The sequence below is a fragment of the Paenibacillus durus genome (assembly GCF_000756615.1).
In the GTDB taxonomy this organism is placed as follows: domain Bacteria; phylum Bacillota; class Bacilli; order Paenibacillales; family Paenibacillaceae; genus Paenibacillus_AQ; species Paenibacillus_AQ durus.
The window spans coordinates 2,882,906-2,909,295 of sequence record NZ_CP009288.1; the positions used below are offsets into that span (position 1 = coordinate 2,882,906).

At 51.2% G+C, this 26,390-nt stretch carries 26 protein-coding genes; 17 read left to right on the top strand and 9 right to left on the bottom strand.

What is annotated here, in order from left to right; genetic code table 11:
- Positions 1–10: 10 nt before the first annotated feature.
- From PDUR_RS12305 to PDUR_RS12315, 3 genes are all read left to right on the top strand, one after another.
- Positions 11–871 (top strand): DegV family protein, encoded by an 861-nt coding sequence (locus tag PDUR_RS12305; protein WP_042206524.1) that lies wholly within the window; start codon positions 11–13, stop codon positions 869–871.
- Positions 872–884: 13 nt separating this feature from the next.
- Complete coding sequence (recG, locus tag PDUR_RS12310) at positions 885–2,936, top strand: ATP-dependent DNA helicase RecG (protein WP_042206525.1); 2,052 nt, start codon at positions 885–887, stop codon at positions 2,934–2,936.
- Between the two features lie 65 nt (positions 2,937–3,001).
- Positions 3,002–3,289 carry a stage VI sporulation protein F gene (locus PDUR_RS12315; RefSeq protein ID WP_042206526.1) on the top strand — a complete coding sequence of 96 codons (288 nt, stop codon included), beginning with the start codon at positions 3,002–3,004 and terminating at the stop codon, positions 3,287–3,289.
- 158 nt (positions 3,290–3,447) lie between these two features.
- Here PDUR_RS12315 and PDUR_RS12320 read toward each other — a convergent pair whose 3' ends face one another.
- The 3 genes from PDUR_RS12320 to PDUR_RS12330 all read right to left on the bottom strand — a co-directional run bounded on the left by PDUR_RS12320 (position 3,448) and on the right by PDUR_RS12330 (position 5,631).
- Positions 3,448–4,692: a cation:proton antiporter gene (locus tag PDUR_RS12320; protein WP_042206527.1), complete on the bottom strand. Its 1,245-nt coding sequence runs from the start codon at positions 4,690–4,692 to the stop codon at positions 3,448–3,450.
- A 3-nt stretch (positions 4,693–4,695) separates the two neighbouring features.
- Positions 4,696–5,190 carry a cation:proton antiporter regulatory subunit gene (locus PDUR_RS12325; protein WP_042206528.1) on the bottom strand — a complete coding sequence of 165 codons (495 nt, stop codon included), beginning with the start codon at positions 5,188–5,190 and terminating at the stop codon, positions 4,696–4,698.
- Positions 5,191–5,253: 63 nt separating this feature from the next.
- Positions 5,254–5,631, bottom strand: coding sequence for a hypothetical protein (locus PDUR_RS12330; RefSeq protein ID WP_042206529.1), 378 nt, complete (start codon positions 5,629–5,631; stop codon positions 5,254–5,256).
- Positions 5,632–5,802: 171 nt separating this feature from the next.
- Here PDUR_RS12330 and PDUR_RS12335 point away from each other — a divergent pair, with 171 nt between their 5' ends.
- Positions 5,803–6,213, top strand: a complete 411-nt coding sequence (locus PDUR_RS12335) for a DUF2500 domain-containing protein (protein WP_081949498.1) — start codon at positions 5,803–5,805, stop codon at positions 6,211–6,213.
- Between the two features lie 50 nt (positions 6,214–6,263).
- Here the strand turns inward: PDUR_RS12335 and PDUR_RS12340 are convergent, their stop codons facing one another.
- Complete coding sequence (locus PDUR_RS12340; protein WP_042206530.1) at positions 6,264–7,187, bottom strand: C40 family peptidase; 924 nt, start codon at positions 7,185–7,187, stop codon at positions 6,264–6,266.
- A gap of 269 nt (positions 7,188–7,456) precedes the next feature.
- On the opposite strand from PDUR_RS12340, the gene PDUR_RS12345 reads away from it, so the two are divergent.
- The 7 genes from PDUR_RS12345 to PDUR_RS12375 all read left to right on the top strand — a co-directional run bounded on the left by PDUR_RS12345 (position 7,457) and on the right by PDUR_RS12375 (position 14,585).
- A complete protein-coding gene (locus PDUR_RS12345) occupies positions 7,457–8,518 on the top strand; it encodes an ABC transporter substrate-binding protein (protein ID WP_042206531.1) in 1,062 nt (353 codons plus the stop codon).
- Between the two features lie 63 nt (positions 8,519–8,581).
- Entirely contained in the window at positions 8,582–9,511 is a 930-nt protein-coding gene (locus tag PDUR_RS12350) for an ABC transporter permease (protein WP_042206532.1), read from the top strand.
- Entirely contained in the window at positions 9,495–10,289 is a 795-nt protein-coding gene (locus PDUR_RS12355) for an ABC transporter ATP-binding protein (RefSeq protein ID WP_042206533.1), read from the top strand. Before PDUR_RS12350 ends, PDUR_RS12355 begins: the two co-directional genes overlap by 17 nt.
- A gap of 178 nt (positions 10,290–10,467) precedes the next feature.
- Positions 10,468–11,190, top strand: a complete 723-nt coding sequence (locus PDUR_RS12360; protein WP_042206534.1) for an MgtC/SapB family protein — start codon at positions 10,468–10,470, stop codon at positions 11,188–11,190.
- 81 nt (positions 11,191–11,271) lie between these two features.
- Positions 11,272–12,270 (top strand): aldose 1-epimerase, encoded by a 999-nt coding sequence (locus PDUR_RS12365; protein ID WP_042206535.1) that lies wholly within the window; start codon positions 11,272–11,274, stop codon positions 12,268–12,270.
- A 34-nt stretch (positions 12,271–12,304) separates the two neighbouring features.
- Positions 12,305–12,982, top strand: a complete 678-nt coding sequence (locus tag PDUR_RS12370; RefSeq protein ID WP_042206536.1) for a TraX family protein — start codon at positions 12,305–12,307, stop codon at positions 12,980–12,982.
- An 88-nt stretch (positions 12,983–13,070) separates the two neighbouring features.
- A complete protein-coding gene (locus PDUR_RS12375) occupies positions 13,071–14,585 on the top strand; it encodes a copper amine oxidase N-terminal domain-containing protein (protein ID WP_042206537.1) in 1,515 nt (504 codons plus the stop codon).
- A gap of 67 nt (positions 14,586–14,652) precedes the next feature.
- Here PDUR_RS12375 and PDUR_RS12380 read toward each other — a convergent pair whose 3' ends face one another.
- Positions 14,653–14,982: a metallophosphoesterase gene (locus PDUR_RS12380; RefSeq protein WP_042206538.1), complete on the bottom strand. Its 330-nt coding sequence runs from the start codon at positions 14,980–14,982 to the stop codon at positions 14,653–14,655.
- 321 nt (positions 14,983–15,303) lie between these two features.
- Between PDUR_RS12380 and PDUR_RS12385 the strand changes: the two genes are divergently transcribed.
- On the top strand, positions 15,304–15,903 hold the full coding sequence (locus tag PDUR_RS12385) for a nitroreductase family protein (RefSeq protein ID WP_042206539.1): 600 nt from the start codon (positions 15,304–15,306) through the stop codon (positions 15,901–15,903).
- 174 nt (positions 15,904–16,077) lie between these two features.
- On the opposite strand, the gene PDUR_RS12390 is transcribed toward PDUR_RS12385, so the two are convergent.
- A complete protein-coding gene (locus PDUR_RS12390; RefSeq protein ID WP_042206540.1) occupies positions 16,078–17,172 on the bottom strand; it encodes a peptidylprolyl isomerase in 1,095 nt (364 codons plus the stop codon).
- Between the two features lie 199 nt (positions 17,173–17,371).
- Positions 17,372–17,710 (bottom strand): hypothetical protein, encoded by a 339-nt coding sequence (locus tag PDUR_RS12395; RefSeq protein WP_042206541.1) that lies wholly within the window; start codon positions 17,708–17,710, stop codon positions 17,372–17,374.
- A 181-nt stretch (positions 17,711–17,891) separates the two neighbouring features.
- On the opposite strand from PDUR_RS12395, the gene PDUR_RS12400 reads away from it, so the two are divergent.
- Positions 17,892–18,989 carry a lactonase family protein gene (locus tag PDUR_RS12400; RefSeq protein ID WP_042206542.1) on the top strand — a complete coding sequence of 366 codons (1,098 nt, stop codon included), beginning with the start codon at positions 17,892–17,894 and terminating at the stop codon, positions 18,987–18,989.
- Positions 18,990–19,110: 121 nt separating this feature from the next.
- Here the strand turns inward: PDUR_RS12400 and PDUR_RS12405 are convergent, their stop codons facing one another.
- Complete coding sequence (locus tag PDUR_RS12405) at positions 19,111–19,332, bottom strand: RNA chaperone Hfq (RefSeq protein ID WP_025691020.1); 222 nt, start codon at positions 19,330–19,332, stop codon at positions 19,111–19,113.
- Positions 19,333–19,444: 112 nt separating this feature from the next.
- On the opposite strand from PDUR_RS12405, the gene PDUR_RS12410 reads away from it, so the two are divergent.
- From PDUR_RS12410 to PDUR_RS12425, 4 genes are all read left to right on the top strand, one after another.
- Entirely contained in the window at positions 19,445–20,092 is a 648-nt protein-coding gene (locus tag PDUR_RS12410; protein ID WP_042206543.1) for a phosphatase PAP2 family protein, read from the top strand.
- Between the two features lie 205 nt (positions 20,093–20,297).
- Entirely contained in the window at positions 20,298–21,332 is a 1,035-nt protein-coding gene (locus PDUR_RS12415; RefSeq protein WP_042206544.1) for an FUSC family protein, read from the top strand.
- A 231-nt stretch (positions 21,333–21,563) separates the two neighbouring features.
- Positions 21,564–23,912 carry an RNA polymerase recycling motor HelD gene (gene helD / locus PDUR_RS12420; protein WP_042206545.1) on the top strand — a complete coding sequence of 783 codons (2,349 nt, stop codon included), beginning with the start codon at positions 21,564–21,566 and terminating at the stop codon, positions 23,910–23,912.
- A gap of 166 nt (positions 23,913–24,078) precedes the next feature.
- Positions 24,079–25,356, top strand: coding sequence for a bacillibactin exporter BcbE (locus tag PDUR_RS12425; RefSeq protein ID WP_042206546.1), 1,278 nt, complete (start codon positions 24,079–24,081; stop codon positions 25,354–25,356).
- Positions 25,357–25,636: 280 nt separating this feature from the next.
- Here PDUR_RS12425 and fsa read toward each other — a convergent pair whose 3' ends face one another.
- On the bottom strand, positions 25,637–26,299 hold the full coding sequence (gene fsa / locus PDUR_RS12430) for a fructose-6-phosphate aldolase (RefSeq protein ID WP_042206547.1): 663 nt from the start codon (positions 26,297–26,299) through the stop codon (positions 25,637–25,639).
- Between the last annotated feature and the right edge of the window lie 91 nt (positions 26,300–26,390).

Consider the following 26,390-nt stretch of genomic DNA (forward strand, 5'->3'; position numbering starts at 1 on the left):
GAGGTTTACCATGAATCATACCGTAATCGTCACCGACAGCACTTCTGATATCCCTCCGTCCATGGCGGAAGCTTACGGCATCCATGTCGTGCCGCTTACCCTCATGTTCGGGGAGGAATCTTACCGCGACGGGGTTGATATGACGCCGGAACAGTTCTATGAGCGGCTTCCTAGGTCTCCGCAGCTCCCGACCACGTCACAGCCGTCGCCGGTTGAATATATGAATGTGTACAGAAATATTTTGGAGCGATATCCGGATAGTCCGATATTGTCTTTCCATATTTCTTCCGGGCTGAGCGGAACCTACCAATCCGCGCTGCTTGCCAAATCGATGCTGGAGGAAGAAGGCAGCCGGATCACCGTATTCGATTCATTATCCGCTTCTTACGGATTCGGCTTGCTGGTGGTTCATGCAGCCCGTCTGGCTGCCGAAGGGAAAGGCCCGGAGGAAATCTTGGAGTCTGTCGAACGGCTTCGCCGCTCGCGCAAGCTTTATTTTCTGGTGGATACGCTGGAATACTTGCAAAAGGGTGGCCGGATTGGCAAAGCTTCGGCTATCCTTGGCACACTGCTCAATATTAAGCCGATTCTGTCAATCGACGAGGAAGGCGTTATCTATGCGGTAGAGAAAGTCAGAGGACGGAAAAAGGCGGTGGCCCGCATGATCGAGCTGTTCAAGAAGGATCTGCAAGGTATCGATAAAATCAATGTGGCTGTCGGACACACCGCACAGCCAACTGCTGGTGAAGAATTTCTGCAGGAGCTCTCCGCGTATTTTACACTGGAGGAAAAAGTGTTGACTAACGTAGGGCCTGTTGTTGGAAGTCATGTCGGCAACGGTACGCTTGCCGTATTTGTATGGCCCGCGTAGATGAGGGATGAATATGATTCTGTCTTTGGATACAACCTTGGTTAAACAAATTAGTGGCGTGAGCGCTCAAAAGCAGGCTGAGCTTCACGCCTTTGGCATATTTACAGTGAAAGATTTGCTGGAGTATTATCCTTTCCGCTATGAGGACTACCGCCCGAAATCGCTCAGCGAGGTGAAGAACGGGGATAAAGTAACGGTCGAGGCCAAAGTCATCGGCATCCCGGTGCTTCAGCGATTCGGCGGGAAGTCGCGCCTCAGCTGCAAAATGATGGCGGAGCCGTGGATGTTTACGGCTACCTGGTTCAACCGGCACTATGTGCGGGAGCAGTTGACGGCGGGCCGTCAAGTTGTCATCAGCGGAAAGTGGGATCAGAAGCGGTCGCAAATTACAGTGGCCGATTATGAATTTCCGGATCGAGGAGAAGGAAAGACCGGAACGCTGCAGCCTGTGTATTCCGTCGGCGGCAAAATTACGCAGAGCTGGCTCCGCAAGACGATTGCCCAGGCGCTGCTGCAATTTGGGGATATGATCCCCGAAGTTTTGCCGCAGCCGATCATGCATAAATACGATTTTATGCCGCGTAAACGGGCGATCGCCACGATCCATCAGCCCGAGGATTCACGGGAAGGCCAGCAGGGCCGTAGAAGGATGGTATACGAGGAACTGTTTCTGTTCCAACTGAAGGTTCAGGCTTTCCGGACGCTCAATCGGGGCAGGATGGACGGCATGGTTCATACGGTGGACAACGCAACGGTCCGCCAATTCGTACGCAGTCTCCCGTTCGAGCTGACCAACGCCCAAAAGGCAGCGGAGCTTGAGATTTTGCAGGATATGCGTTCTGCTTACTGCATGAACCGCCTTCTCCAAGGCGATGTAGGTTCCGGCAAAACGGCGCTCGCGGCAATCGCGCTGTTCGCGACGGTCCGTTCGGGGTTTCAGGGAGCGCTGATGGTGCCGACGGAGATTTTGGCCGAACAGCACAGCAGATCGCTTCAGGCGATGTTCGAGCCGTTCGGCATTTCCGTAGCGCTGCTGACCGGCAGCGTGAACGGCCGCAAGCGCAAGGATCTGCTGGCCTCGCTGCAAATGGGCCTCGTCGATGTGGTCGTCGGAACACATGCTTTGATTCAGGAGGACGTATTCTTTAGGGAACTCGGCCTCGTAGTTACGGATGAGCAGCACCGGTTTGGAGTGAATCAGCGCAGTATTTTGCGGCGTAAAGGCTACAATCCGGACGTGCTGACGATGACGGCGACCCCGATCCCGCGAACGCTGGCGATAACCGTCTTTGGCGATATGGATGTCTCCACCTTATCCGAGCGTCCGAAAGGGCGCATTCCGATCTCTACGTATTGGGTGAAACCGGATATGATGGAGAGGGTGCTGAACCTGGTCCGCCGCGAGGTAGGGCAGGGGCGCCAGGCGTACCTCATTTGTCCGCTGATCGAGGAATCGGACAAGCTGGATGTACAGAACGCAATTGATCTGCATATTCAGCTGTCTCAGGCTTTTCCCGATTTCCGGGTGAGCCTGCTGCATGGCCGGATGACTCCCGGTGAGAAGGACGAGGTCATGCGCGCTTTCTACGATAATGAAATACATGTGCTCGTATCGACGACAGTCGTCGAGGTAGGCGTCGATGTGCCGAATGCCACCCTGATGATTATCATGGACGCCGACCGGTTCGGACTGTCCCAGCTCCACCAGCTTCGGGGTCGCGTCGGGAGGGGAGAGCATGCTTCCTATTGCGTGCTGGTGGCCGATCCGAAATCGGAGGTCGGACGCGAGCGCATGGCAGCGATGACCGAAACGGACGACGGCTTTGAAGTCTCGCGGCGCGATCTCGAGCTGCGGGGCCCAGGCGATTTCTTCGGCACGAAGCAGAGCGGTCTGCCGGAGTTTCGCCTCGCGGACATGGCGGCTGATTTTGCCGTACTTGAGCAGGCACGCGGCGATGCCGCCGAGCTGCTCCAGGATGGAAGCTTCTGGACATCCGCCGAGTTCGCGCCGCTGCGAAGCTATCTCCAGAAAGAACAAATTTTTCAAGGCGATCTGATCGATTGAGGCACATGGAGACACGTCCCGTCATATACTGAGAAAGATTGGATATGACGGGAGGTGCGTCAAGCTTGAGTTATCAGCAATATGGAATCAGTCCGCAGCTGGTGGAGCGGATAAAGATGAAGATGAAGAATCCGACAATCAAGGAACGAATCAAGAATTTGATTAACGGCGTCAGCAAACAGCAGCTTCAGGACCCCGGCGTGGTGCGCAGGCTGGTGCGGAATGCTTCGGTTATCCTGGGGGAAAGGCTCGCTTCTGATCAGGAGGACAACATCGTCAGATTCGTCATTGCCCAAAAAGTCGATCCGAATAATACGTTTCACTTGATTCGCTTATGGGGGATGTTCCGTTAGCCGCTTCCAACATCAGTCTGATGAAAGCAAACAGGCAGATTTCCCGCAAAGCCGACATAAAAAAGCGTTCCGGCCTCGAAGCCGGAACGCTTTTTTAACAGCATTTTGCCTAAATTCGATTCAATTTGTGAAGCTGCGGAGGGCCAACGCTCCTAAGGCTATTGTTCCTCGGAGGCAGGGGTACGTTTCTGGGCCTTCCGCTTGACGTGCCTGCTCTCAAATTTGAATACTTTATCCAGCGTCCTGTAAATCCATTTGGACTCTTTGGTCAGCAGCGGACCGAGAATCGCCAGGATCAGCACGTACATGGCTGCGAACGGCTGCAAAATGGCGAGCAAACCGCCCGCTTTGCCAAGATTGGCCATAATGATGGAGAACTCGCCGCGCGACACGATGGTGAGACCGATATTGGAAGAAGCGCGCGGGCTCAGGCCGGCGCTGCGCCCGGCAAGTATGCCGGCGATGAAATTCCCCAGCAGCGTGACGACTACAGCCGCCAGCGAATACCATAGGGCATTTCCGCCAAGAGTGCGCGGGTCGATCGTGAGGCCAAAGCTGAAGAAGAAGATGGCTCCGAAAAAATCGCGGAACGGAATAATCAGCTTCTCGATCCGCTTGACATGTTCCGTCTCTGCAAGAACTAAGCCGACCAGCAGCGCTCCAATCGCCTCAGCGACGTGAATCGTCTCGGAAAAGCCCGCTACCAGGAACAGGATAGCGAATATGACTAGAGCAAATAGTTCGCCGGAGCGGATATTAAGCGCCTTGTTAAGCAGGGGGACGAGCTTTCGGCCGACGATAAGGAGGCCCAGCATATAGACCAGCGCAATCAGAGCCGACAGCAGCACTCCGCCAAGAGAGGAGGAGCCGCTGAGCACCAGGCCGGAAAGAATGGAGATGTAGACCGCCAGAAACACGTCCTCGAACATGATGATGCCCAGAATCATTTCGGTTTCCGGGTTGGCGGTCCGCTTCAAGTCTACCAGAACCTTAGCCACGATTGCACTGGAGGAAATGGTCGTAATCCCCGCCACCACCAGAATCTCCTCGAGTGGGAATCCGAGTCCCCAGCCCAGTACCAGACCAAGAGAGAAGTTGATCAGAATATAGATGGTTCCGCCTGTTACAATCGATTTGCCCGCTTTGACAAGCCTGCCCACGGAGAATTCCAGCCCGAGATAGAACAGCAGGAACAGGACGCCGATTCTGCCCATAAATTCAATCAGAGCGGCGCTTTCGATAAACCGGAAGTCCAGATGCCAAATTTGAAAGGCATGCGGTCCGACCGCCATACCGACCAAAATATAAAACGGAATGACGGAGAAGCGGAATTTCTCGGCGAGCAATCCGGACAGCGCCACAAGCGCTATCGCCAGTCCGACTTCAAATACGATATGGTTCATCGATCAACCACATCCATTCCGCAAAATATGCCTGAATTGTTTATGCTGCTCTCTCTCCCCCGCGGCAATGATGATGCAGTCCGGCGGCAGCCTCAGATCGGGTCCGGGACTGATATGTTTGGTGTGATTTTTTTCGATGACCGCTATTATCGTTACACCGGAACGGGCGCGGATATCAAGCTCGCCAATCGTACGGCCCACACAACTGAACCCCGGCTCCAGACGGTACCACTCAATAATCAGATCGTCCAGCGCAACCTCAATGGATTCAAGCGACCTTGGCTTGTATGTGACACCCCCGATAATAGCCGAAATATATCTGGCTTCTTCATCGTCCAGTGTAACCATCGAAATACTTTGATCCGGATCGTCATATTCAAAATGATACAGCTCCCGCCGTCCATCATCATGTACAATAATAGCGAGCTTATCGCCGCTGCGGGTCTCCAGTACAAATTTTCTCCCGATTCCGGGCAAATCGCATTCTCTAAAGTTCATAATAAATCCAGCCTCCAATAACTCGGATGTATTCGTAAGTTGACTATTTCGTCCATAATGTATTCAGCCGCCGAATGTGAAAACCACATAATTAGAGGTAAATTTAAGCGGATACAGAAGCAAGCGCTTCAACAGATTATAGATAACCGGATAAAATAACGCGAAAAGCAGAGGCAAAAGATAAGGCTTCAGCGCGATAAGAGCGGTTTGTTCATAGGGAAGACGCGATAATGTTAGGGGAAAATGCTGCTTAGGATGCAGGCGTGCGGATGATACCGCAAAATGGCGCTCCTGCTGTTCGATGCCTTTTGTCCCTTTCTCTTGAGCTGCTTGACTGCTCCAATCCATGAAGACAGATGCGGGCAAGGCAAATGCAAGGATGATGGCCAATGCAAGGCGGATGAGCCCAGTTCGCGTTCTTAGATCTATATATTGAGTCAAAAGGGGACCTCCTTAGCCGATCTAGTATATAATCATAACATAGCGGCTGCTCAGATCCAAATGAACGAGGCGGGGCGCAACCCTTGCCATGCATTCCGCGTACATAAATGTAAACAATTGGGCATTGCGGATACGAGATAAGCAAAGTTTATAAGAACAGGGGGAATGAATATGAGCGAATGGACCGGGTCAGCCACGTTTGAGCAGCCCAGCGCTTTTGAACTCTTTTGGCATGGTACACCGATATTCTTCAAAATCTTTGCCTTGGTAATTTTCTCAATAATGATCTATGCCATTGTCAAAGGAATGAAACAGTGGATGGCTAACAATGCAAGCGAACTGCTCACGGTGTCCTGCACTGTCGTTGCCAAACGGTTCAGAGTGCGTGGAGGTTCGGGAGACGCAAGTGCAAGTACGGATTATTATGTAACCTTTGAAACGTCAAACGGCGACAGAGTAGAACTTGAAGTGCCTGACAGGCTGTACGGGCTGATTGTTGAAGGCGACCGGGGAGACCTGACTTATCAAGGAACGAGATTCAAAGGGTTCGAGCGGGCTGCGGACCGAGACAGTATGAGATAAGCGGCTGGCTGAATATTTTTGTTAAGCGAAAAAGCATAGGCAGGCACGTCCTATAGGACGCGCCGCATATGCAGAATAACGTTGCTCCAATACCCGCTGTCCAGCTGGCTGATCTGAACTCCGGGATCACCCCAGGTGTGTATAAATTTTCCGTCACCAATATAAATGCCGACATGCCCGGGAATGGAGTCTTTGTCGAACCTACCGGGGACAGTAAAGAAAATCAGATCACCCGGTTCTAACTGTTCCCGGCTGACGGATCTGCCGACATTATCCTGATCTCTGGCCAGACGCGGCAGATCGACACCAAACTTCTCAAAGACATGACGGGTAAATGATGAACAGTCGAATGTCTTGGATTCCTCGTAAGGAGCCGCACCGAATTCATAAGGAACACCCAGATATTTCTTAGAGTAAGAGATCAACTCGTCGGCTTCCGACGAGGACAGGCTCTGAATACGGAACGGCTTGTCTGATTTAACCGCCGTGTTCTGCCCTTCTGTATGTTGTTCTTTTGGGGTATCAATAGAAATTTCTCCGCTTCCCTGATCCCAACTGACTGGCGTATTGAATAATTTCGACAGGGCGTCAGTCGTCATGTAGATTTTATCATTTTGCCGCTTCGGCGCATCCGGGAGGGTACAGCCTTTACCCAATGATAAGGCGCTTGCCGAACCCGGGCGCACTCTGTACATTACATCGCTGTATCCAACTTTGGCGTAACCGCCGCCGCCGGGTTCTTCTTCCACACGGTAGCCAAGTGAATTGGCCGCTGCCTCCAGAGGGACCCATGTTTTGCCGGATGGATCGGTAACAGGCAGATTTTCGATATAACTTCTGGAATGAACCGAAGGCTTGACCGCATTCGTCCGGAGTTGTCCGTCGTTTCTTACGTTACTGCAGGCTGATGCGGCCAGAACGGCAGCAGACAGTGCAGAGGTCAAGAATAATACTTTTTTTCGATACGTGAACATCTCTCACGCTCCATTTTCAAAATTGTAAACTCAGTATGCTCAGCCGCCATCTTTTTATGTGGCCGGGTTCCAGGAAATGGCTGCCAGGAATAATCAGGATGAATAGCCCTGGAACTGGGGGAACATGCGGATAGCCGGGCTTGACGAGGTTGTTTTTTCGGATTGACGGAAATTGAACCTACATATAATATGGTTTCATAGATAGCTGGCACGGATGTGGTTTGCCGTCCGCATTCACTTTAAAACTAAAATAGAAGAGGGGATTCTACATGAAGAGAAAGAAAATTTGGCTAGGGCTCAGTTTGTGTGTCATGCTTGCAGCGGCAGGCTGCGGTAACAATAATAATGCGGCGGATACCGGCGCCACGGCCTCCCCGGGCAGCACTGCCCAGAACACCGCGAGCGCCGATACCAAAACTTATAAGATCGCCGTATCACAATATGTTGAGCATCCGTCGCTGGATGCAACGTATGACGGCATTATAGCCGCACTCAAGGATGCGGGGATCGTCGAAGGTCAGAACCTTACCGTTGACTTTGAGAACGCTCAGGCGGATGCTGCCAACAATTTGTCCATCGCCCAGAAAATTGCCGGTGAAGATAATGACCTGACCATCGGAATTGCAACACCGTCCGCTCAAGCGCTTGTGCAGGCGGTCAAAGACGATACGCCGGTATTGTTTGCAGCCGTAACGGACCCGCTTGATGCGAAAGTGGTAACGAATCTTGAACATCCGGGAGGAAATGTATCAGGTGCGTCGGATACGAATCCTGAGGCGATAATCAGACTGATGGATTTCATCGCCGCTCAGTTTCCAAATGTGAAGAAGCTGGGGCTGATTATCAATGAAGGCGAACCGAACGCCGTTGTAATGGCGGACAAAGCCAAGGCTGCCCTTGACAAGCATGGCATCGAGCTGGTTAAAGCTCCGGTGACCAACACTTCCGATGTCAAACAAGCCGCCGAATCCTTGGTTGGACGGGCGGACGCGCTGTACATTACCCTTGATAACTCGGTTGTAAGCGGAGTTGATTCCATTATCCAGGTAGCCAATGAGAATAAGCTTCCGTTCTTCTCGAGCGACCGCGACACTGTCGAAAGAGGCGCTTTTGCCACAGTCGGCTTTAAGTATTTCGACCACGGCTATCAAGTCGGACAAATGGCGGTTGAAGTACTCAAGAATGGCAAGAAAATCGGTGATCTTCCTGTGACGGTGCAGCAGAAGCTGGACGTTATCCTTAACCTGAAGGCTGCCGCGGCTCAGGGAATTGAAGTCACGGACGCCATGAAGAAAGAAGTAGCCGACCCAACCAACGATATCATTCAATAATAAAGATTTGAACCGGGGCGATCCTTTACAGGCGCCCCTTGCCGTTTGAAGGAGGAAGTCATCATGTGGAATTCAATGCTTGGAGCGGTAGAGCTGGGGCTGCTTTATGCTTTAATGGCTTTAGGTGTATATATTACGTTTCGGATCTTGGATTTTCCTGATCTGACGGTGGATGGCAGCTTTGCTACTGGCGGCGCCATTGCCGCCGTCATGATCACCCACGGCTATACGCCGTGGCTGGCTACGCTCGGGGCGCTCGCCGGCGGTGTGCTCGCCGGATTGTGCACCGGTCTGCTGCATACTAAAGGGAAGATTAACGGACTGCTGTCGGGGATATTGATGATGATCGCGCTCTATTCGATCAACTTGCGGATCTTAGGCAAGCCCAATGTGTCGCTGATGGGTGAGACAACACTGATTTCCCTGATGAATCCGCTGTATGTTATGCCGTTCGTGGTCATCGCCGTGAAGCTGCTGATGGATGTGTTCCTGCGCACCGACCTGGGCCTTGCCCTGCGGGCGACGGGAGACAACTCGAGGATGATTCGCAGCTTCGGTGTGAATACGGACAGTACGACGATTCTCGGCATCAGCCTGTCGAACGGGCTGGTGGCGCTCTCTGGAGCGCTCATTGCCCAGTACCAGGCCTTTGCCGATTCCTCAATGGGCATCGGGATGATCGTTATCGGCCTCGCCTCCGTTATTATCGGCGAAGCAATCTTTGGCTCGCGCAGCGTGTTCCGCGCGACGCTGGCGGTTGTGCTGGGCTCGATTGTGTACCGGATCGTTGTCGCGCTGGCGCTGAGGGTGGATTGGCTGGACGCCTCCGACCTTAGATTGATAACGGCCATTATCGTAATAATCGCCTTGGTGTTCCCATCGGTGCAGCGCTTCCTCAAGCAAAAGAACAACGCACGCAAGCGAACGGCCGAGCTGGCCGAGCAAGCCTTGAAGGGCAAGAGAGGGGGGACTGCTAATGCTAAAGCTCGATAATGTATCCAAGCTGTTCAATCCGGGCACGCCGGACGAGAAGATCGCTCTGCTCGGAATTGATCTGGAGCTGATTCCGGGAGATTTCGTCACGATAATCGGCAGCAACGGAGCAGGGAAGTCGACGCTGATGAATATCATTTCCGGCGTAATGAAGCCGGATTTGGGTGAAGTCTTCATCGAAGGAAGCTCGATCAGCCATTTGGCCGAGCATCAGCGAAGCCGCTGGATCGGACGGGTCTTTCAAGATCCGATGGCCGGCACGTCGCCCCGCATGACCATTGAAGAGAATCTGGCAATGGCTTATAAGCGCGGCAAGAGCAGAGGCCTGTCCATCGGCGTATCCTCCTCGAAGCGGACGATGTTTCGCGAAGAGCTTGAGCGGCTTGGCATCGGCCTGGAGAATCGTCTGCGTGCGAAGGTAGGTTTGTTGTCGGGGGGAGAAAGACAGGCGCTAAGCCTGCTGATGGCTACGTTTACGAAGCCGCAAATATTGCTGTTGGACGAGCATACGGCAGCCCTCGATCCTGCCAGAGCGGATCTGATTACTCAGCTGACCGAATCCATCGTACGGGAGATGAAGCTGACAACTCTGATGGTAACCCATAATATGGAGCAGGCCATCCGGCTTGGCAATCGGCTCATTATGATGGACAAGGGACAGATTATCCTTGATATAGACGAGAAGCGCAAAAAAGACCTGACGGTAGAACGTCTTCTGGGCGAATTCGAAACCATCAGCGGACACAAACTGGCGGATGACCGAATCGTGCTAGGCTAAGCCGCCAGCTTCGATCTAACCCGGATGCTTGTTTCGATTTATCGGTACTTGCATCAAAAATGGAATCACATAGAGCATAGGCTCCACGCCAGTGGGGCCTTTTGCTTTCATTGCAGGGTTAGATGTGATAGCATGTTGCCCTATAATCTAACTTACACCTTTGAGAGGAGGTCGGATGATGGATGAGCATATTGTATCCATGATCAAACTGCTTATTGCCATGCTGTTTGGACTATTCATCGGAATCGACCGGCAGTTGAAGCAGAAACCGCTCGGCATTCGTACCAGTATGGTCATCAGCATCGCCAGCTGTCTCGTTACAATCGTATCGATCCAAGCCTTTGAAAAATTCTCAGGACCGGATCATCCTAATATGGACCCGATGAGGCTCGCGGCGCAGATCGTAAGCGGCATCGGCTTTCTGGGTGCAGGCGTTATCCTGCGCAGAGGCGGCGATGCGATCTCCGGCCTGACATCGGCAGCGCTGATATGGACGGCGTCGGGAATTGGCATCACGGTGGGTGCAGGCTTCTATATCGAAGCGGGTATTGCTGTAGTACTGCTCATTTTTGCGGTCAATGCGGTTCCTTGGCTTATCCGCACCGTCGGTCCGCAGTCGCTTAACAATCACGACATTTCCGTGAAGATTACTATGGCGAGCGATAAGGCCATGGTTCAAGTCATCAATAAAATCGAAAATCGGGTGGGACAGAGTAAAGGCAAGACTAAAAGGAAATTCCGTGAAAGAATGGTCCGGCGGATGAAAATCAAGGACCTGGATGACGGAAAACAAATGATCGATATGGTGCTATCCGCCCCCGACCGCGATTTTTGCACCGAAATCTATTATGATTTAAAGGATATTGAGCATATCTTGAACGTTGAAGTGGAGCAGTTGTAAGAACTAGATACACACGAAATGATATATGGTAATCTATCTTTAGTGAAAGAAATTACATTAATTGGGAGAAGGGGTGCGCCAGTGGGTATAGAGGCATACGAAGGACTATTTGAGGGAGAAGACGCGGTATGGCTCAGAGCCGGCCGTTATGAAGCGGCGGTGCTGCCGGGAATCGGCGGCAACTTGATTGCGTTCCGTGATACGCAGAGCGGTTATCGCTTCCTGCGAGAACCGGGAACGGAAGGTATGGATGCTTTTAAAAAAAGCCCTGGAGTATACGGGATTCCCGTACTGTTCCCGCCGAACCGATTTGAGGACGGTAAACTTCCTTGGAACGGACAAGTATATCGTCTGCCGATTAATGAGGAAGCGACCGGTAACCATATACACGGTTTTTTATATACGGCGGCTTGGCAGGTGGAAGACTTCGGGACCGGAAAGAACGAGAGCTATGTTACTATAGCGGTAAAAGTGGACGAGAAGCATCCGTCTTACAAATATTTGCCGCATAAATACACCGTTAAGCTTCGCTACGGCCTGTCGGAAGCGGGACTGTCCCAACAGGTTCTGATTCGCAACGACGGGGATGAGGCGATGCCCTGCCTGCTGGCTTTTCATACGGCGGTCAACGCTCCGTTTGCACCGGAAAGCGCCGCGAGCGATTACCGGGTGAAGCTAACCATCGGGAAGCGGTGGCAGCTTAATGAACGGATGCTTCCGACGGGGGATTATCAGCCTCTTACGTCTGAAGAGACGGACCTTCGGGAAGAAGGAGTATACCCGTTCTTTGCTTCGCTGGATAACCATTATACAGCCGTCCCACAAAATGGGCGCAACCGGATGGAACTTACCGATACGAGACTTGGCGTGACTCTTGTTTATGACGTGGGCACATCCTATAAGCAGTGGATGATCTGGAACAATGGCGGGGCGGAGGGCTTTTTCTGCCCCGAGCCCCAGATAAATCTGATCAATGCGCCAAATGTGCAGCTGCCGGCCGAAGAAATCGGCTTATTCAGTCTGCAGCCGGGCGAGTATTGGGAAGAAACCGCGAGATTGTATGTAAAGAAAACAACATAACAATTTTAGCTTAAGAACGGTATGGAGGAATGACATGCAGCTTATTGCCATGCTTACGATGCTGATTGATCATATCGGATATATCTTTTTTCCCCAGGACCTTGGGTGGCGGTATATCGGAAGAATTGCTTTCCCCATCTATTGTTATGCGCTTGTCCAGGGGCATCTCTATACCTCCTCCAAGTCCCGATACTTGCTGCGGCTGCTGATTATCGCGCTGATCGCGCAAGTTCCGTACAATTTGGCCCTCGATCCGGGAGGACTGAATGTCGTCTTTACGCTGCTCCTTTCCGAACTCGTGCTGATTGCGCTGGACAAGCTGCCCAAACTGTGGATGGGCATTATAGTTACAGCTCCGGTCCTTTGGGTAATGGACTATTTCCCGCTTGATTATAATGCGTACGGATTGCTGCTGGTGCTGATCTTCCGCTATGCTCATTCGTACAGGCTTGTTCTTGCGCATTTGGCGCTGAATGTAATTTATATGTTTTATTATGGCTGGACGGTTCAAATGTTGAGTCTACTGCCGACGCTGGTGATCGCATACGGACCCGAACTGTGGGAACATCTCCGAAAACGGAGCATGCCGCGTTTAGTGTGGTGGTTGTTTTACCCGGGGCACTTGGCTGTACTTGCCATCATCCGACTATTATACTATGGCGAATTGCCGGAAATGGACTGGAGAATTATTTTTTTATGTAAAAGTATGTAAAATCAGCATGTTCTATCTATTTACAGAATATCCCTCACCTGCGATAATAGTTTTGCATGCCTAAATCAAGAGAGAGAAGAGGGATTCAATGAAACATGTGAAAAAGAGAGCGAAGCTGCTGCTGCCGATTTTGGCGCTGCTGCTGGTGCTTGCGGGATGTCAGACGGTAGGCGGCCTGGATGTAAATAAGGCGCTGCTGGGCAATCTCGACGTGAAATCGGCGGAGGAGAGCATGTCTTTCTCTCTGAACGCGGTCCCCGCAGCGGGAATCAGTGCCGAAGATCAGAAAATCATCGATCTTATCAATTCTTTCACATTAAACGTTAGTCATTTGAAGCTTCAAGAAGGCGGAGATATTTCTGCCAGCGGGACGCTCGGCTATAAGCAGGCCAGCATTCCATTTACTTTTTACATGAGCAAGACAGTGCTCGCCCTGAACGTTGAAGGAGCGAAGAAACCTTTCTATTTCCCGATGGAGGGTTATTATCAGGAACTGTCGGGTACCGGACTTGATTTAGAGAAGGCGGAAAGCGTCAACAAGCTGCTGAGCCAGTTTGTAATTAAGAATCTTCCCAATCCGTCCGCAATTAATGTAACCCCGGTTAACGAAGCTGTGTATGGCGAGTCATTGAACCTGATGAAGCTGCACGCCGAAGTAACGGGAGATGAGCTGCCCGGATTGCTAAAAGCTTTCCTGAAATCCGTGTCACAGGATACGGAAGGCTTTACCGAACTGATCAGCGGCCTGTACGATTATTTGCTGCCGGTGCTGAAGCAGGAGTCGACAACGGACATGTTGAGCAGCATTGGGCTGGGTGACGTTCCGCTTGATAATAAAGCAGAGGTCGTTACCGTGCTTCACGATGCCGCTAAGCTGGCGGTCGATACGGCTCTTCTGCTGTATGACAAAGAGTTGGACAGACTGTATGAATCGGCCCCGGAAATTAAGACTGTTCTGAGTAAAGATACTAAGCTTCAAGTTGATCTGTTCGTGGACAGCGCCTTACATATCCGCAAGCAGAACATGAGTCTGAATGTGGCGCTGCCGAATGACGGAAGCATACCGATCCGGAGCATTTCCTTCAAGACAGAAACCCAGCTGTGGAACATTAACGGTCCGGTCAAGGCCGACCCGATCGCAACAGAGGGTGCCTTGAACGTTATGGAGACGGAGCTTACACCAGGTGTAGTTCTGCGCAATTTCACAGCGGATTCAACAGCATACCGCGTACTTAAAGACGATCTTGGCATTACTAAAAAATCGGTCGTAATTTACCCAGGTGAGGATTATTCCGATACCGTTGTTAAAGGGACGACGACGATGATTCCTCTTCGTTATTTGGCCTATGAATTGGATGCTGAAGTGAAATGGAACGCGGCAACCAAGCAGATTATAGTTACCGATGATGTATATGGAACGACCATCGTCCTGAAAGCAGGCTCGAAAGACGCCGTTGTGGGCGGCGTGAAAGTCAAGCTGCCTCAGCCGGTCTTTTTTGACCGATACGGCAGGGGCTATGTGCCGCTGCGCAGCATAGCCGAGGCGCTTCATGCCCAAGTGAAAGTGGACAGTGAAGGTCTGATTTATATTACGCGAGATTAGTCTTATTTAGGAGCCAAATAAGCCCTGCCGCTTCATTAACGCGTATGCGTTGAAGCGGCAGGGCTTTTTATTTGAGGGGAACGTAGACGGATGTGCCTTTCTCTTCAATACGAGCCAGCTTACTTGCGAGCGACTTATGGCTTGCGCGTTCTCCGTTATTAGTTAAGTCTCCGCTTAAAATAATAAAATCCGGCTTCTTAATACCGGCTTCATATACAAATGCATCCAAAATTTCATCTATATAGGGAAGCTGCTTACCGTCACCCGAAGATACGAATGATTGAAAAGCGGTTCCGCCGTCATGAAGACTTTTATCGAGATAGTGCAGATCCGTGGCCTCCCAGAACTGAACTGGGCCCAGAGCTCCGCCGGCAGGAACAGCCGCGCTGTTCTCCATGGTTCCGCTTTCACAGCCGCTCAATAAACCGGAGAGCAGAAGAATGGCAAGGCAGTGGCCAAACAGCCGCCTGTTTCTTAGTGCCGAATAGGGGTTGAAGAGTAGAACATATAGTTAACCTCCATCTATGTAACGTAGTTGTTATTGTATCCGAATTTCATAAAAGGTGTACAGGAGACTTCGCATAATATTAAGATGCAGGAGAAAAATAAATGCCGCTATGTAAATTTTAAAAAAATACACGAAAGCATTGCTTTGTCGGAAGAAATGTATTAAGATATATAAAAGTAAGTAACTAAACAAAATGGAGGAAATAATATTATGTCTAATAATTACTTTGATGCTGTGAAAAAAAGACGCTCCGTATACGCGATCAGCAAGGAACTGCCGGTATCTGCAGAAAAAGTACAAGAAATCGTAGAGCAGGCGGTACTGCACAGCCCGTCCTCCTTTAACTCTCAAAGCGCCAGAGCGGTTGTTCTGTTCGGCGAGCAGCACGACAAAGTGTGGGACATCACTTCCAGTACGCTGCGCCAAATCGTGCCCACAGACCAATTTGAAGGCACCGCACAAAAAATGGCTGCATTCAAAGCCGGAGCGGGTACGGTTCTCTTCTTTGAAGATCAGGCAGTCGTCGAGCAACTGCAAGCGAACTTTGCTGCCTATGCGGATAATTTCCCTATCTGGTCCAATCAATCTTCCGGTATGCTCCAGCATGTCGTATGGACCGCTCTGGCAGAAGCCGGCGTAGGCGCTTCCCTTCAGCACTACAACCCGCTGATCGACGAAGAAGTGAAATCCACATGGGGATTGCCGGAAAAATGGAAGCTGATCGCTCAAATGCCTTTCGGCGGCATCGTGACCGCTCCCGGCGAGAAAGAGTTCCAGCCCGTGGAAGAACGTGTAAAGGTGTTTAAATAAGACCGGGCGATTTCGATTGCCACCGCGCAGGCCAAAGAGTGGGGCGAACATCGCGGGAAGAAAATCCGGAAAGAGGAGCGTTGATTAAGCCGCCTCGCTTAGGATCTTCAGTATAAAATACGCAAAAAAGGACAGGCGACGAATCGCATGTCCTTTTTGGTCCAGGCTTGCTTATTATTGAGCAGCGGCGCTTGCTTCCGGCTTAGCGGAGGCTCCCGGTGCTGCAGAGGCTTCCGCCTTCTTGGCGTCGGTCAGCGTGTTCGTAATTTTCGCTCCAGAGGTTAGTTCTTGCATCCAGGTGCCGGACATTTCATTGACCTTCTGGGAAATCAGCGTTTTACGGATTTCTTCCTTCGAATTCTCCAAAGTTGGTGTAACGGCATCCTTATGTTCCGTCACTTTGATGATGTGGTAGCCATACTTACTCTTGACAGGCTCGCTTATTTCACCGGCCTTCATTTTGAAGGCCGCGTTCGAGAATTCGGCAACCATATCACTGCGCTTGAAGAAACCAAGATCTCCGCCTTTGTCCTTGGAGCCGGTATCTCCCGATTTCTCCTTGGCCAATGCCGCGAAGTCTCCGCCGGCTTTGAGCTGCTTCTCGATCGCATCGGCTTCTTCTTTCGTCTTAACTAGAATATGGGAAGCGCGAACTTGTTCTTCCGAACCGAGCGATGCTTTGTTTTCATTAAAGTACGTTTGGATGTCTTTATCGGTAATCGTGATTTTTGGCTCAAGCAGCTTGCGAACCTTAACCTGAAGCGGCAGCTGCTTCTTGAGATCGTCCATCGTCATACCACTTTGGGAAAGTGCGGAGTTCAGTCCTTCTTCGCCGCCGAACTGCTTCTTAAGGTCTTCGATTTCACTGTTAATATCGGCATCGGTAACGGTAACTTTGGCTTTCTCGACTTCCTGATCGACAAGCTTCTCGGTGATCATGGATTGCAGTGTCGACTCGCCGCCGGCTTCCACCAGCTTGTCATACAGCTCGTTCTTGGTAATATCTTGGCCGTTTACGGTGGCGACTGCGGCTTCACCGTCCGCCTTCTGGAACTGCGGATAGATCAATACAATAATAAGCGCGGCCGCCAGTACGATCGAGGCGATCATCCAGCCTTTGCCGCCCTTGGATTGAGCCGGTGCGTCCGCCGGCGATTCGCCGACCTTGTCCATAACAGGGATTCCCTGTTTAGTATTATCGACAGCGGCTTCCTCCGCTTCCGTGGGGATATCCTGGTGTTCTCTCTCGTTCAAATTCTTCTCATCCATTGTAACAATGACTCCCTTCAATTATAGGTGTTGCCTGTCTTCATACAACTTTACCAGAACTCAGCCTTCCAAACCTTAAGAAGACATGAAAAAACAGATTTTCTTTTCAAGATTGCCCTTAAATTTACGCCAAAAAAGCCGAAAAATCACGGTTTTCCCATGATTTTCCGGCTTTAAGAGGTTAATTACGGCAGATGCTTCAAGAAACCTTGCCGCCAAGAAGCTGGCGAATGGACTCCTGCTTTCTTTTAGGGATGCGTACCCGCTTGGCATATCCGCCTTTATCCCCGAAATAGATGCAGTCGTCCTCGATGGAACTGATCTTCTTCAGATTGACATAAACTCCGCCCTGGACATGAAAATAGCTCGAAGATTTCAGCAGCCGGTGGAGCTGCTCGGCAGACATTCTCTTTTTGATATTATAGTTTCTGCCGTGGAAGATGACCAGGTCATGATTGCCGATCTTAAAGAACAGAACGTTCGTTTCCACCTCGAAGTCCTCATATACGTTTCCGGCTTCCAGTAGAATGCTGTTCATTCCTGTTCCCCCTTCTAGATTAAACATTATGTTAGCGCTTCCATTATAACATGAGGTTCTTTTCCTGAGAAGGTTAATTTTTAAAATAATTTATGTAATTGTACCTATACGATTTGTCATGAACAAAGAAAAAATGTAAATTATAAAAAGCAAGCTTTAGCAAAAGAGGAGGAATAATAATATGACCGAACCATCCAAGCTATTACTATTCACAGGATCTTATTCCGGGGCCGGAGAGAGCGGTATTCACGTGTTTCAATTGGACCCGAGCGGAGGCGCTCTGACATTGCTTGATGAAGTGAAAGGGATTGCGAACCCGACGTTCGTCAATGTTAATGCAGAGGGACATCTCCTGTATGCCATAGGCGACAAGCTGAACAGCGATGGTGTTAAGGAAGGGGAAGTGGCTGCTTATGCAATCGATCCGGCGTCCGGGACATTAACGGAGATCAGCCGGACGGGAACGATGCCCGCTGAAGGGAAGATCCAGACATCCACCTGCCATATTAACCGGGATGCTGACAACCGGTATCTCATCGTCACAAGCTATCATGGCGGAAATATCGGACTTGTCTCCCTTGACGGTGAAGGAAAAACGGTGCGGCTGACCGGCAGCGCCGTTCATACGGGGCATGGTCCGCATCCGGAACGGCAGGATCGGCCTCATCCGCATTCGGCGACATTCAGCCCGGATGAACGTTATCTGTTTGTCTGCGATTTGGGGCTGGACGTGATCAGGGCTTACTCGATTAACTATGAGAAAGGAACACTTGAACCACAAGGGGACACCAAGCTTCACCCGGGAGCCGGTCCCCGTCATTTTGCCTTTCATCCGGACGGGCATTCCGCATATGTCATCAACGAAGTCGATTCAACGATTACTTCCTTTACATATGAGGCCGACAGCGGCAAGCTTACAACCGTGCTCACCGTGCCTACTCTTCCGAAAGACTACGCCCTTGAGAATACGTGCGCGGAGATCGCGCTGTCTCCCGACGGGCGATATCTCTACGGATCGAACCGCGGGCACGACAGCATTGTCATATTTGCGGTCAATCCGGCAACGGCAGAGCTTCACTTTGTTGAGCATGTGTCCACCCGCGGCGGCCACCCGCGCCATTTTGCGCTGACGCCGGACGGCAGCTATCTCATTGTTGCCAACCGGGACGCCAATAATCTGGTCGTCTTTGCACGGGACAATGAAAGCGGGCGGCTCACCTTTACCGGAAATGAAGCGGCGGTATCAAAGCCTGTCTGCGTTAAACCAGCTTTGTTCTAGGAAGCCCGTCAATGATGGGCAGCAGGCAGGAATAACGCAGAAAACGCCGGGCTCTTATGGCCGGCGTTTTCTGCTGAAACGGTAGGAACGGCAGAGAAAGTAGGATAGCACGCAAGAAACACTACCTTAGTGAAACCGGCCTTAACGGCACAATGGTGGATACGGCAGATTTGAACAGCACATTCTGTCTTCCGTCGTTTTGACCCTGCAAGGTTAAGGTATAAGCGTCATACGCGGTCAAAATGCCCTGGATTTTTACTCCGTTAGTTGTAAAGATTGTTAGCGGAACCTTGGTCTGAACGAACTGGCTCAGCAAGCGTTCTTGAAGCTTTTGAATTTCCACTTTGGCAGCACTCCATCTTTTTAAAGTTGACTACTTTACCAAGTATAGCATGGAGAAGGTATCCTCTGGAAACGGGACCTATTCGTAAAATGTACTTAGGAGGCAATAGAGAATGATTTCTTGGTATTGGTCCAGAGGTTTCAAGCTTTTCCTGCTGTTTACGGTCATCTTCGGGCTGATTGCCGTTCTGGTCGCATATAATTACACGGCAGCGTTTGATGAACGGATTATTCATTTCGTCCAGTCCGGAGAATCCCCTGCATTGACGTCAGCGGCCAAGGCTCTGTCACTGGTAGGATCGTCAAGAATTGTAATCGCTCTGTCGCTCGTTATTATGGCTGCCCTGTTCCTGTTCTTCAAGCACCGATTGGAGCTGCTGCTGTTTCTGTGGGTAGGTGTAACCTCAAATCTGCTCAATACAATTCTAAAAAATTGGTTTCACAGGGAGCGGCCGAACATCCACCGGATTATCGAGGAGACGGGCTTTAGCTTCCCAAGCGGCCATTCAATGGCCGCTTTCTCGGTATACGGCGCGCTGACCTTTCTACTATGGCGCCATTTGCATTATTCTGCCGCCAGGGTTCTGCTGGTCGCCGCCTGCTTCCTTATGACCGCTGTGATCGGCTGGAGCCGAATTTACCTCGGCGTACATTATCCGAGCGATGTAATCGGCGGATACGCCGCCAGCTGCGCCTGGCTGATTCTATCCATCGCCCTGTTCGAGTCTTTCCGCTCATACTTGAAGAGGCACAAGGAATAAGGCAATACGTAATCGAAAAAGCCGGATACCCCGGGAAGGATATCCGGCTTTGACTATCCGGCTGCAAGCCAGCGGAAATACGCTTCTGAAAAGCTGCTGAAAAAAGACTTAAATCCTGTTAAATTTCGCCTTTTTGTCACACGGGTAATAATAATAAGATCACGTTTGCACAAGCTGATACAAGATACAAGAGGAGGGATGGGCCGTGAATTTTGGCGCCCGCGTACTTAAAACGGGGCTTGCGGTAACGCTTGCCCTATATCTCGCCACGCTGCTGAAGTTCCCCTCGCCAACGGGTGCGGGAATAGCGGCCATATTCGCATTGCAGCCGTCAATCTACAGGTCATGGCGGCATTTTCTCGACCAGATTCAGACGAGTACGATCGGAGCGGTTATGGCGCTGCTTGGCGGCATGCTGCTGTCCAATCAGCCCATTGCGGTGGGGATTGTCTCCATTCTGGTTATTATGCTCAGCATGAAGATGAACCGGGCGGACACCATCGGGCTGACCCTTGTCACTGTCATATCCGTAATGGATGCATCCGGGCAGTGGCAGTTTGCACTTAACCGGTTTTTGATGATCATGACGGGGGTTGTGTCCGCTTTCTTCATTAACATTCTGGTAATTCCTCCGAAGCCGCGGAAGCAGTACATCAATCAGATTGAGAGTGTCTTTTCCAGTCTGTCCCTGCTGCTGCGGACCGCCGTCTCCCATGAAATGAAAGAGAGCGTGTTCCGGGACGAGAAGAACTCCCTTGAAGGCTCAATCCGCTCACTGGCTGACAAATACGCCCTTTTTGAAGAAGAACAAAAAAAGCTGCGAAAGCCCAAGTACAGCGAGACCAGGCAAATGGTGGTTTACAAAAATCTGCTTTCATCCCTGCAAAAAGGTTATGAAGTGCTGGATGCGATAGACAGGCATTATTTTCAGGCGGAGCGCAGCGAGGAGACAAATGCAGTGTTCGACCGCCATCTGGAGCTGCTGATCAAATACCATGAGCATATTCTGCTAAAGTTCCAGGATAAGATCAAACCGGGCATTTCGGAGACGGGACCGCTTGGAGATGATAATGACAGCTTTCTGGAATCGGTAGTTCAGGGCTATGAACACGGCAGCGCAAGCCGGCTTCGGCTGGCGGTTGTCGCAGGCGCGGTCTATGATTACGGCTATCAGCTGGAACGCCTCGACAGGGTTGCAGATCAAATTAACCGGGGTTCAGAGGAGAAAGACAAGCTGTGATCAAACGGGAGCAGCTTATACTAGGCTAAATAAAAATCCGGCTCCCCTCGGGGACCGGATCACTTGGCTTATATATGAGAATATGCTTTAATACAATAACTTGATTAGAACGTTGAGAATTGTTAAAATGGAAAAATGCCATATAAAGCAAAGGTTATTTTACATAGATACTCCTAACGATTATAACATGCTTTATATGTGGTGTCAACCTATAAAAGGGGATGAGTTGCAGTGTCCATAAACGAAACCGAATGGAAAGAAGAACAGAATCGGGTAGACCGCGTTACCGGACTTCTGAAGCGTCATATCCGGGCCCTCTCTGAGGAGCTGGGACTGCACCGCAGCGATGTGGTTGAGCTTCGCAAGGATTTCTGGGAAGAGGTAACCGTTAACTTCAGCAGCCCCGACGATCTTGGAGAAACCTCAACAAGTCTGCGGCAGCAGGCTCAAGTCTTGTCGGAGCGCGAACGCCATCATCTGCAATCCAGCAAAGCGCTGAAAAAATATAAAAAGCTTGTCGTATCCCCTTACTTCGGACGCATCGATTTTGCCGAATCGCCGGAAGGGGAGACGGAACGCATTTATCTGGGCATTGGCTCCCTTATGGAAGACGACGGCACTTTTCTGATCTATGACTGGCGGGCGCCAATATCAAGTCTCTATTATGACGGCGCACCGGGAGCGGCATCATTCGAGACCCCGGCAGGGACCGTAAGCGGAGAAATGAGCCTGAAGCGCCAGTTCGTCATCCAGGACGGAAAGATTGAGGTGATGTTCGATACCGGCGTGACGATCGGAGACGAGCTGCTTCAGCAGGTGCTAAGCCACAGCGCAGACGACCGGATGAAAAATATTGTGGCCACCATTCAGAAAGAACAGAACGCCATTATCCGCAACGACCGCAGCCGAATGCTTGTTGTCCAGGGGGCGGCCGGGAGCGGCAAGACATCGGCAGCGCTCCAGCGGGTCGCCTATCTGCTGTACAAATACCGCGGCACCCTTCAGGCTGATCAAGTCCTTCTATTCTCGCCTAATCCGCTGTTCAACAGCTATGTGTCCACCGTTCTTCCCGAACTGGGCGAGGACAATATGCAGCAGACGACCTTCCAGATGTATCTAGAGCACAGACTGGGCCAAGAATTTCAGCTGGAGGATGTATTCACCCAGACGGAAACGCTGCTGAACAGCCCGGAAGGCCCCGAGACGGACGCCCGGAGGGACGGAATCGCCTATAAGTCCTCGGTAGCGTTTCTTGATGTCATCCGCGGCTATGCGTTTAGGCTGGAGCATGAAGGGATGCTCTTCAAGCCGCTCATGTTCCAGGGCCAGGCTATCGTGGGCAAAGAAGAGATGGAGAGAAAGTTCTACAGCTACGACCCATCTATCAGGCTGGCGAACCGGATCGACCTTATGACCGGCTGGCTGCTGAAGAAGATTGCCCTCTTTAGCACCGAGGAGCGGAGTGCGGCTTGGGTGGAGGATCAGATCGAGCTGCTGGACTCCGGGGAGTACCACCGCGCTTATCAGATGATGAGGCGCAAGCAGCGGGGCAAGGAGGAGACGTTCGACGATTTTTACATGGAAAAGGAACTGCTCGCCCGCTATGTGGTCAGCCAGCGGCTCAAACCGCTGCGGGGTTGGGTCAAGCGCGGCCGTTTTGTCGACGCCAAAGGGCTTTATTGCCGGTTGTTTCAGGACAGTGAGCTGCTCGAAAGCCTGAACGGCAACACCGCACTTCCGGAGACCTGGAATGTTGTGAGCAGGCAGACGATGAATGCGCTGGCTGACGGCAATCTCTCGTACGAGGACGCGACACCGTTCTTATATCTAAAGGAGCTCAGCCAAGGATTCCATACCAATACCGTCATACGCCATGTGTTCGTGGATGAGGTGCAGGATTATTCGCCGTTCCAGCTGGAATTTATGCGGCGCATGTTCCCAAGGGCAAAAATGACTGTGCTTGGCGATCTTAATCAGGCGATTTATGCCCAGGGAGAGGCGCTCGGCGAGCTGGCGGGACTGGTAAGCATTTACGGGGAAGAAAATACGGAAGTTGTCTCCCTGACGCAAAGCTACCGTTCCACCTATGAAATCGTTGAGTTTACCCGTTCGATGATTCCTGGCGGCGACCGGATTATTCCATTCAACCGCAGAGGGGAAGAACCATTATTAAGGGAAGTTTCAGGCCGGGAAGAGCTCATCTCCCGGGTGGAAGAGGATATTCTGGATCTGCACTCGAGAGGCTATCATTACGTTGCGGTAATCTGCAAGACGGCTGAGGAAAGCTCCCGGATACATGAGGGTCTTAAGGATAAACTGCCGATACAGCTTGTCACCAAAGATACGCCGAATTTCCAGAAAGGGACGCTGGTTCTGCCTGCTTATCTGGCAAAAGGGGTCGAGTTCGACGCGGTGATCATCTGCGACGGCTCCGAAGAAAGCTATGGCAGAGAGAGCGAGCGGAAGCTGTTCTACACGGCCTGTACACGGGCGATGCACATCCTGCATATTTTTTATCTCGGCAAACCGAGCCGGTTCATACCCGTCAAAGCGCTGAAGACCGGAACTCATGCCCAATAACCCGGGGTTTCTCAATCTGTAAAAAAAGGCTGTTCCTAATTGTTCGGGGGCGGCCTTCTTTCTGTTGCCGGGCCCTGCTTCATGCCCTCTTTTGCAATATGAATAATCGGGGCGGAACGAACCACAATAAAGAATGTTATGAATCATGAGCAAAGGTGGTCCGTAAATGAAAGATAAAAAATGGGATCTGCTGGCGCTGGCGTCCATCCCTCTGATCATGACGCTTGGAAATTCGATGCTGTTGCCCGTACTTCCTCAAATATCCAGAAAACTGGCGATCAGTTCCTTTCAAGTCAGCATGATCATAACGGTATACGGTGTCATTGCAATTATTATGATTCCCGTTGCGGGATATCTTTCCGACCGGTTCGGACGCAAAGCCGTGATTCTTCCCAGCCTGTTAATCGCCGCTCTCGGCGGAGGCGTGTCTGCGGTCGCCGCATGGTTAATGGGAGGGTTCTCCGCGTACTGGGTGATTCTGGGAGGGCGTTTATTGCAGGGAATCGGAGCGGCGGGGGCATTTCCCATCGTGCTGCCTTTTGTCGGAGATATGTTCAAGGATGAAGAGGAGGTAAGCAAAGGACTCGGATTAATTGAAACCTCCAACACCTTCGGCAAAGTGCTTAGTCCGATTCTCGGCGCTTTTCTGGGGACGCTGCTGTGGTTCCTGCCGTTTATATTCATTCCTGCGCTCTGTCTAATGTCTTTTCTCCTGGTCCTGTTCTTGGTCAAAAGTCCGAAGATAAAAGAGAGCGAATCCTTCACTGTTCCGCAGTTTCTCGCGGGCATCCGAAGCGTGCTGCGTGAAAAAGGCCGCTGGCTGTACGCTATATTTGCCGTAGGCTGCATCTGCATGTTCGTTACGTTCGGTGTTCTCTTCTATCTGTCAGAGACGCTTGAATCGGTGTACCGCCTGCGGGGCGTGTTGAAAGGCCTGGTGCTGGCTGTCCCGCTCGCGCTGTTATGCCTGTCCTCTTACGGAGCCGGAAAAATAATCGGCAAAAACAAATTGCTGATGAAATGGATCGGATTTGGAGGTATGGCGCTGGTCACCGCATCCATGGTGATCACAGGCTTTTATAAGGGGATTTACTATATGGTGGGATTTCTTGGACTTGCCGGAATCGGCATTGGAGCCGCACTCCCTTGCCTGGATGCGCTGATTACCGAAAGCATTGAAAAAGAGAGCCGCGGCACTATTACTTCCCTGTACAGCAGCATGCGGTTTATCGGGGTGTCTCTTGGGCCGCCGGCTGTATCCCTGCTGATGAATGCCGGTCACTGGACGCTGTTCGGCACAATGGCGGCAGCCGGAGCTGTAGGAGGACTGTTAACCTTATTTGCCATCAAGCCGAGCAAAGGGGAAAAGGGAGAGAAATTCTCCCGTTACAAGCCGGACCTGGCCGTTCCAAAGGCCGCCTTCAAGAGGCGATCCCCGGTCTAAGCTTCGTGAACATCGCACATATCACGGCTAGATCGTTAGCCTGGTTGGATCATTTGCCGCATGTCCCGAAGTGAAGAGACCCAGTGATGATGATTTTCTTTTCAGGTCCATTGCGAACCCGACGTAAAAAAGCTCCTGCCCGGACCGCCGGGCAAGAGCTTTTTTTGAAATATCAGAAAGTATAAGCTTCGCGCTTATCCTTGACCTGATATTTTTACGAGAAACGGATGCCTTCCTCTTCAGGAGGACGGCGAAGCCGTTTCTTCTTAAAATGCGGTCATTATTGCGGCTGTTTGGCTACCTGCGGGACCTTTTCCCAGTCTTTAAGGAAACGTTCGATGCCATTGTCGGTCAGCGGGTGCTTCCACAAGGATGGCAGCAGCGATCCCGGAATCGTGGCGATGTGCGCTCCGGCGAGGGCTGCTTGTTCTACGTGAGCGATATTTCTGATGCTGGCGGCAATGATCTCGGAGGACAGACCGTAGTTGGAAAGGATGGTCTTCAGGTCTTTGATCAGCTTCATGCCGTCCACTCCGATGTCGTCCAGACGGCCGACGAACGGGCTGATAAAGGTAGCGCCCGCCTTGGCGGCCATAAGGCCTTGGGCTGCGGAGAAGATCAGAGTCACGTTCGTTTTGATGCCCTTCTTCGTAAGCTCATAGCAGGCTTCCAGACCATCTTCCGTCATTGGCAGCTTGATTACCACATTGGAGCCCCATTCGGCGATTTCGTAAGCTTCTTCAAGCATTTCCGCTGCTTTTAGACCGATAACTTCGGCGCTGACAGGTCCGGGAACGATTTCAACAATTTCTTTGATAACGTCTTTAAACAGTCTTCCTTCTTTGGCGATGAGCGATGGATTCGTCGTAACGCCATCCACCAAGCCTAGGCGTGTAATCCGCTTTATTTCATCAATATTTCCGGTGTCCAAGAAAAATTTCATTTCCTGTTATCCTCCTCTGGTTTCCAGATAGAATGTAAAGCAGTTTGGATAACTACATTATGAGACATGACCGTGAAAGATTCAACTGTTA

Excerpts from the sequence above, each read along its gene's own strand:
- PDUR_RS12340 (WP_042206530.1), bottom strand. The coding sequence starts at position 7,187 with ATGTTCACGTATCGAAAAAAAGTATTATTCTTGACCTCTGCACTGTCT.
- PDUR_RS12320 (WP_042206527.1), bottom strand. The coding sequence starts at position 4,692 with ATGAACCATATCGTATTTGAAGTCGGACTGGCGATAGCGCTTGTGGCG.
- PDUR_RS12410 (WP_042206543.1), top strand. The coding sequence starts at position 19,445 with ATGATTTCTTGGTATTGGTCCAGAGGTTTCAAGCTTTTCCTGCTGTTT.
- PDUR_RS12390 (WP_042206540.1), bottom strand. The coding sequence starts at position 17,172 with ATGGATGAGAAGAATTTGAACGAGAGAGAACACCAGGATATCCCCACG.
- PDUR_RS12400 (WP_042206542.1), top strand. The coding sequence starts at position 17,892 with ATGACCGAACCATCCAAGCTATTACTATTCACAGGATCTTATTCCGGG.
- PDUR_RS12395 (WP_042206541.1), bottom strand. The coding sequence starts at position 17,710 with ATGAACAGCATTCTACTGGAAGCCGGAAACGTATATGAGGACTTCGAG.
- PDUR_RS12335 (WP_081949498.1), top strand. The coding sequence starts at position 5,803 with ATGAGCGAATGGACCGGGTCAGCCACGTTTGAGCAGCCCAGCGCTTTT.
- PDUR_RS12345 (WP_042206531.1), top strand. The coding sequence starts at position 7,457 with ATGAAGAGAAAGAAAATTTGGCTAGGGCTCAGTTTGTGTGTCATGCTT.
- fsa (WP_042206547.1), bottom strand. The coding sequence starts at position 26,299 with ATGAAATTTTTCTTGGACACCGGAAATATTGATGAAATAAAGCGGATT.
- PDUR_RS12380 (WP_042206538.1), bottom strand. The coding sequence starts at position 14,982 with ATGGAGAACAGCGCGGCTGTTCCTGCCGGCGGAGCTCTGGGCCCAGTT.
- PDUR_RS12325 (WP_042206528.1), bottom strand. The coding sequence starts at position 5,190 with ATGAACTTTAGAGAATGCGATTTGCCCGGAATCGGGAGAAAATTTGTA.
- recG (WP_042206525.1), top strand. The coding sequence starts at position 885 with ATGATTCTGTCTTTGGATACAACCTTGGTTAAACAAATTAGTGGCGTG.
- PDUR_RS12370 (WP_042206536.1), top strand. The coding sequence starts at position 12,305 with ATGCAGCTTATTGCCATGCTTACGATGCTGATTGATCATATCGGATAT.
- PDUR_RS12305 (WP_042206524.1), top strand. The coding sequence starts at position 11 with ATGAATCATACCGTAATCGTCACCGACAGCACTTCTGATATCCCTCCG.
- PDUR_RS12425 (WP_042206546.1), top strand. The coding sequence starts at position 24,079 with ATGAAAGATAAAAAATGGGATCTGCTGGCGCTGGCGTCCATCCCTCTG.
- PDUR_RS12355 (WP_042206533.1), top strand. The coding sequence starts at position 9,495 with ATGCTAAAGCTCGATAATGTATCCAAGCTGTTCAATCCGGGCACGCCG.
- PDUR_RS12360 (WP_042206534.1), top strand. The coding sequence starts at position 10,468 with ATGGATGAGCATATTGTATCCATGATCAAACTGCTTATTGCCATGCTG.
- PDUR_RS12385 (WP_042206539.1), top strand. The coding sequence starts at position 15,304 with ATGTCTAATAATTACTTTGATGCTGTGAAAAAAAGACGCTCCGTATAC.
- PDUR_RS12350 (WP_042206532.1), top strand. The coding sequence starts at position 8,582 with ATGTGGAATTCAATGCTTGGAGCGGTAGAGCTGGGGCTGCTTTATGCT.
- PDUR_RS12375 (WP_042206537.1), top strand. The coding sequence starts at position 13,071 with ATGAAACATGTGAAAAAGAGAGCGAAGCTGCTGCTGCCGATTTTGGCG.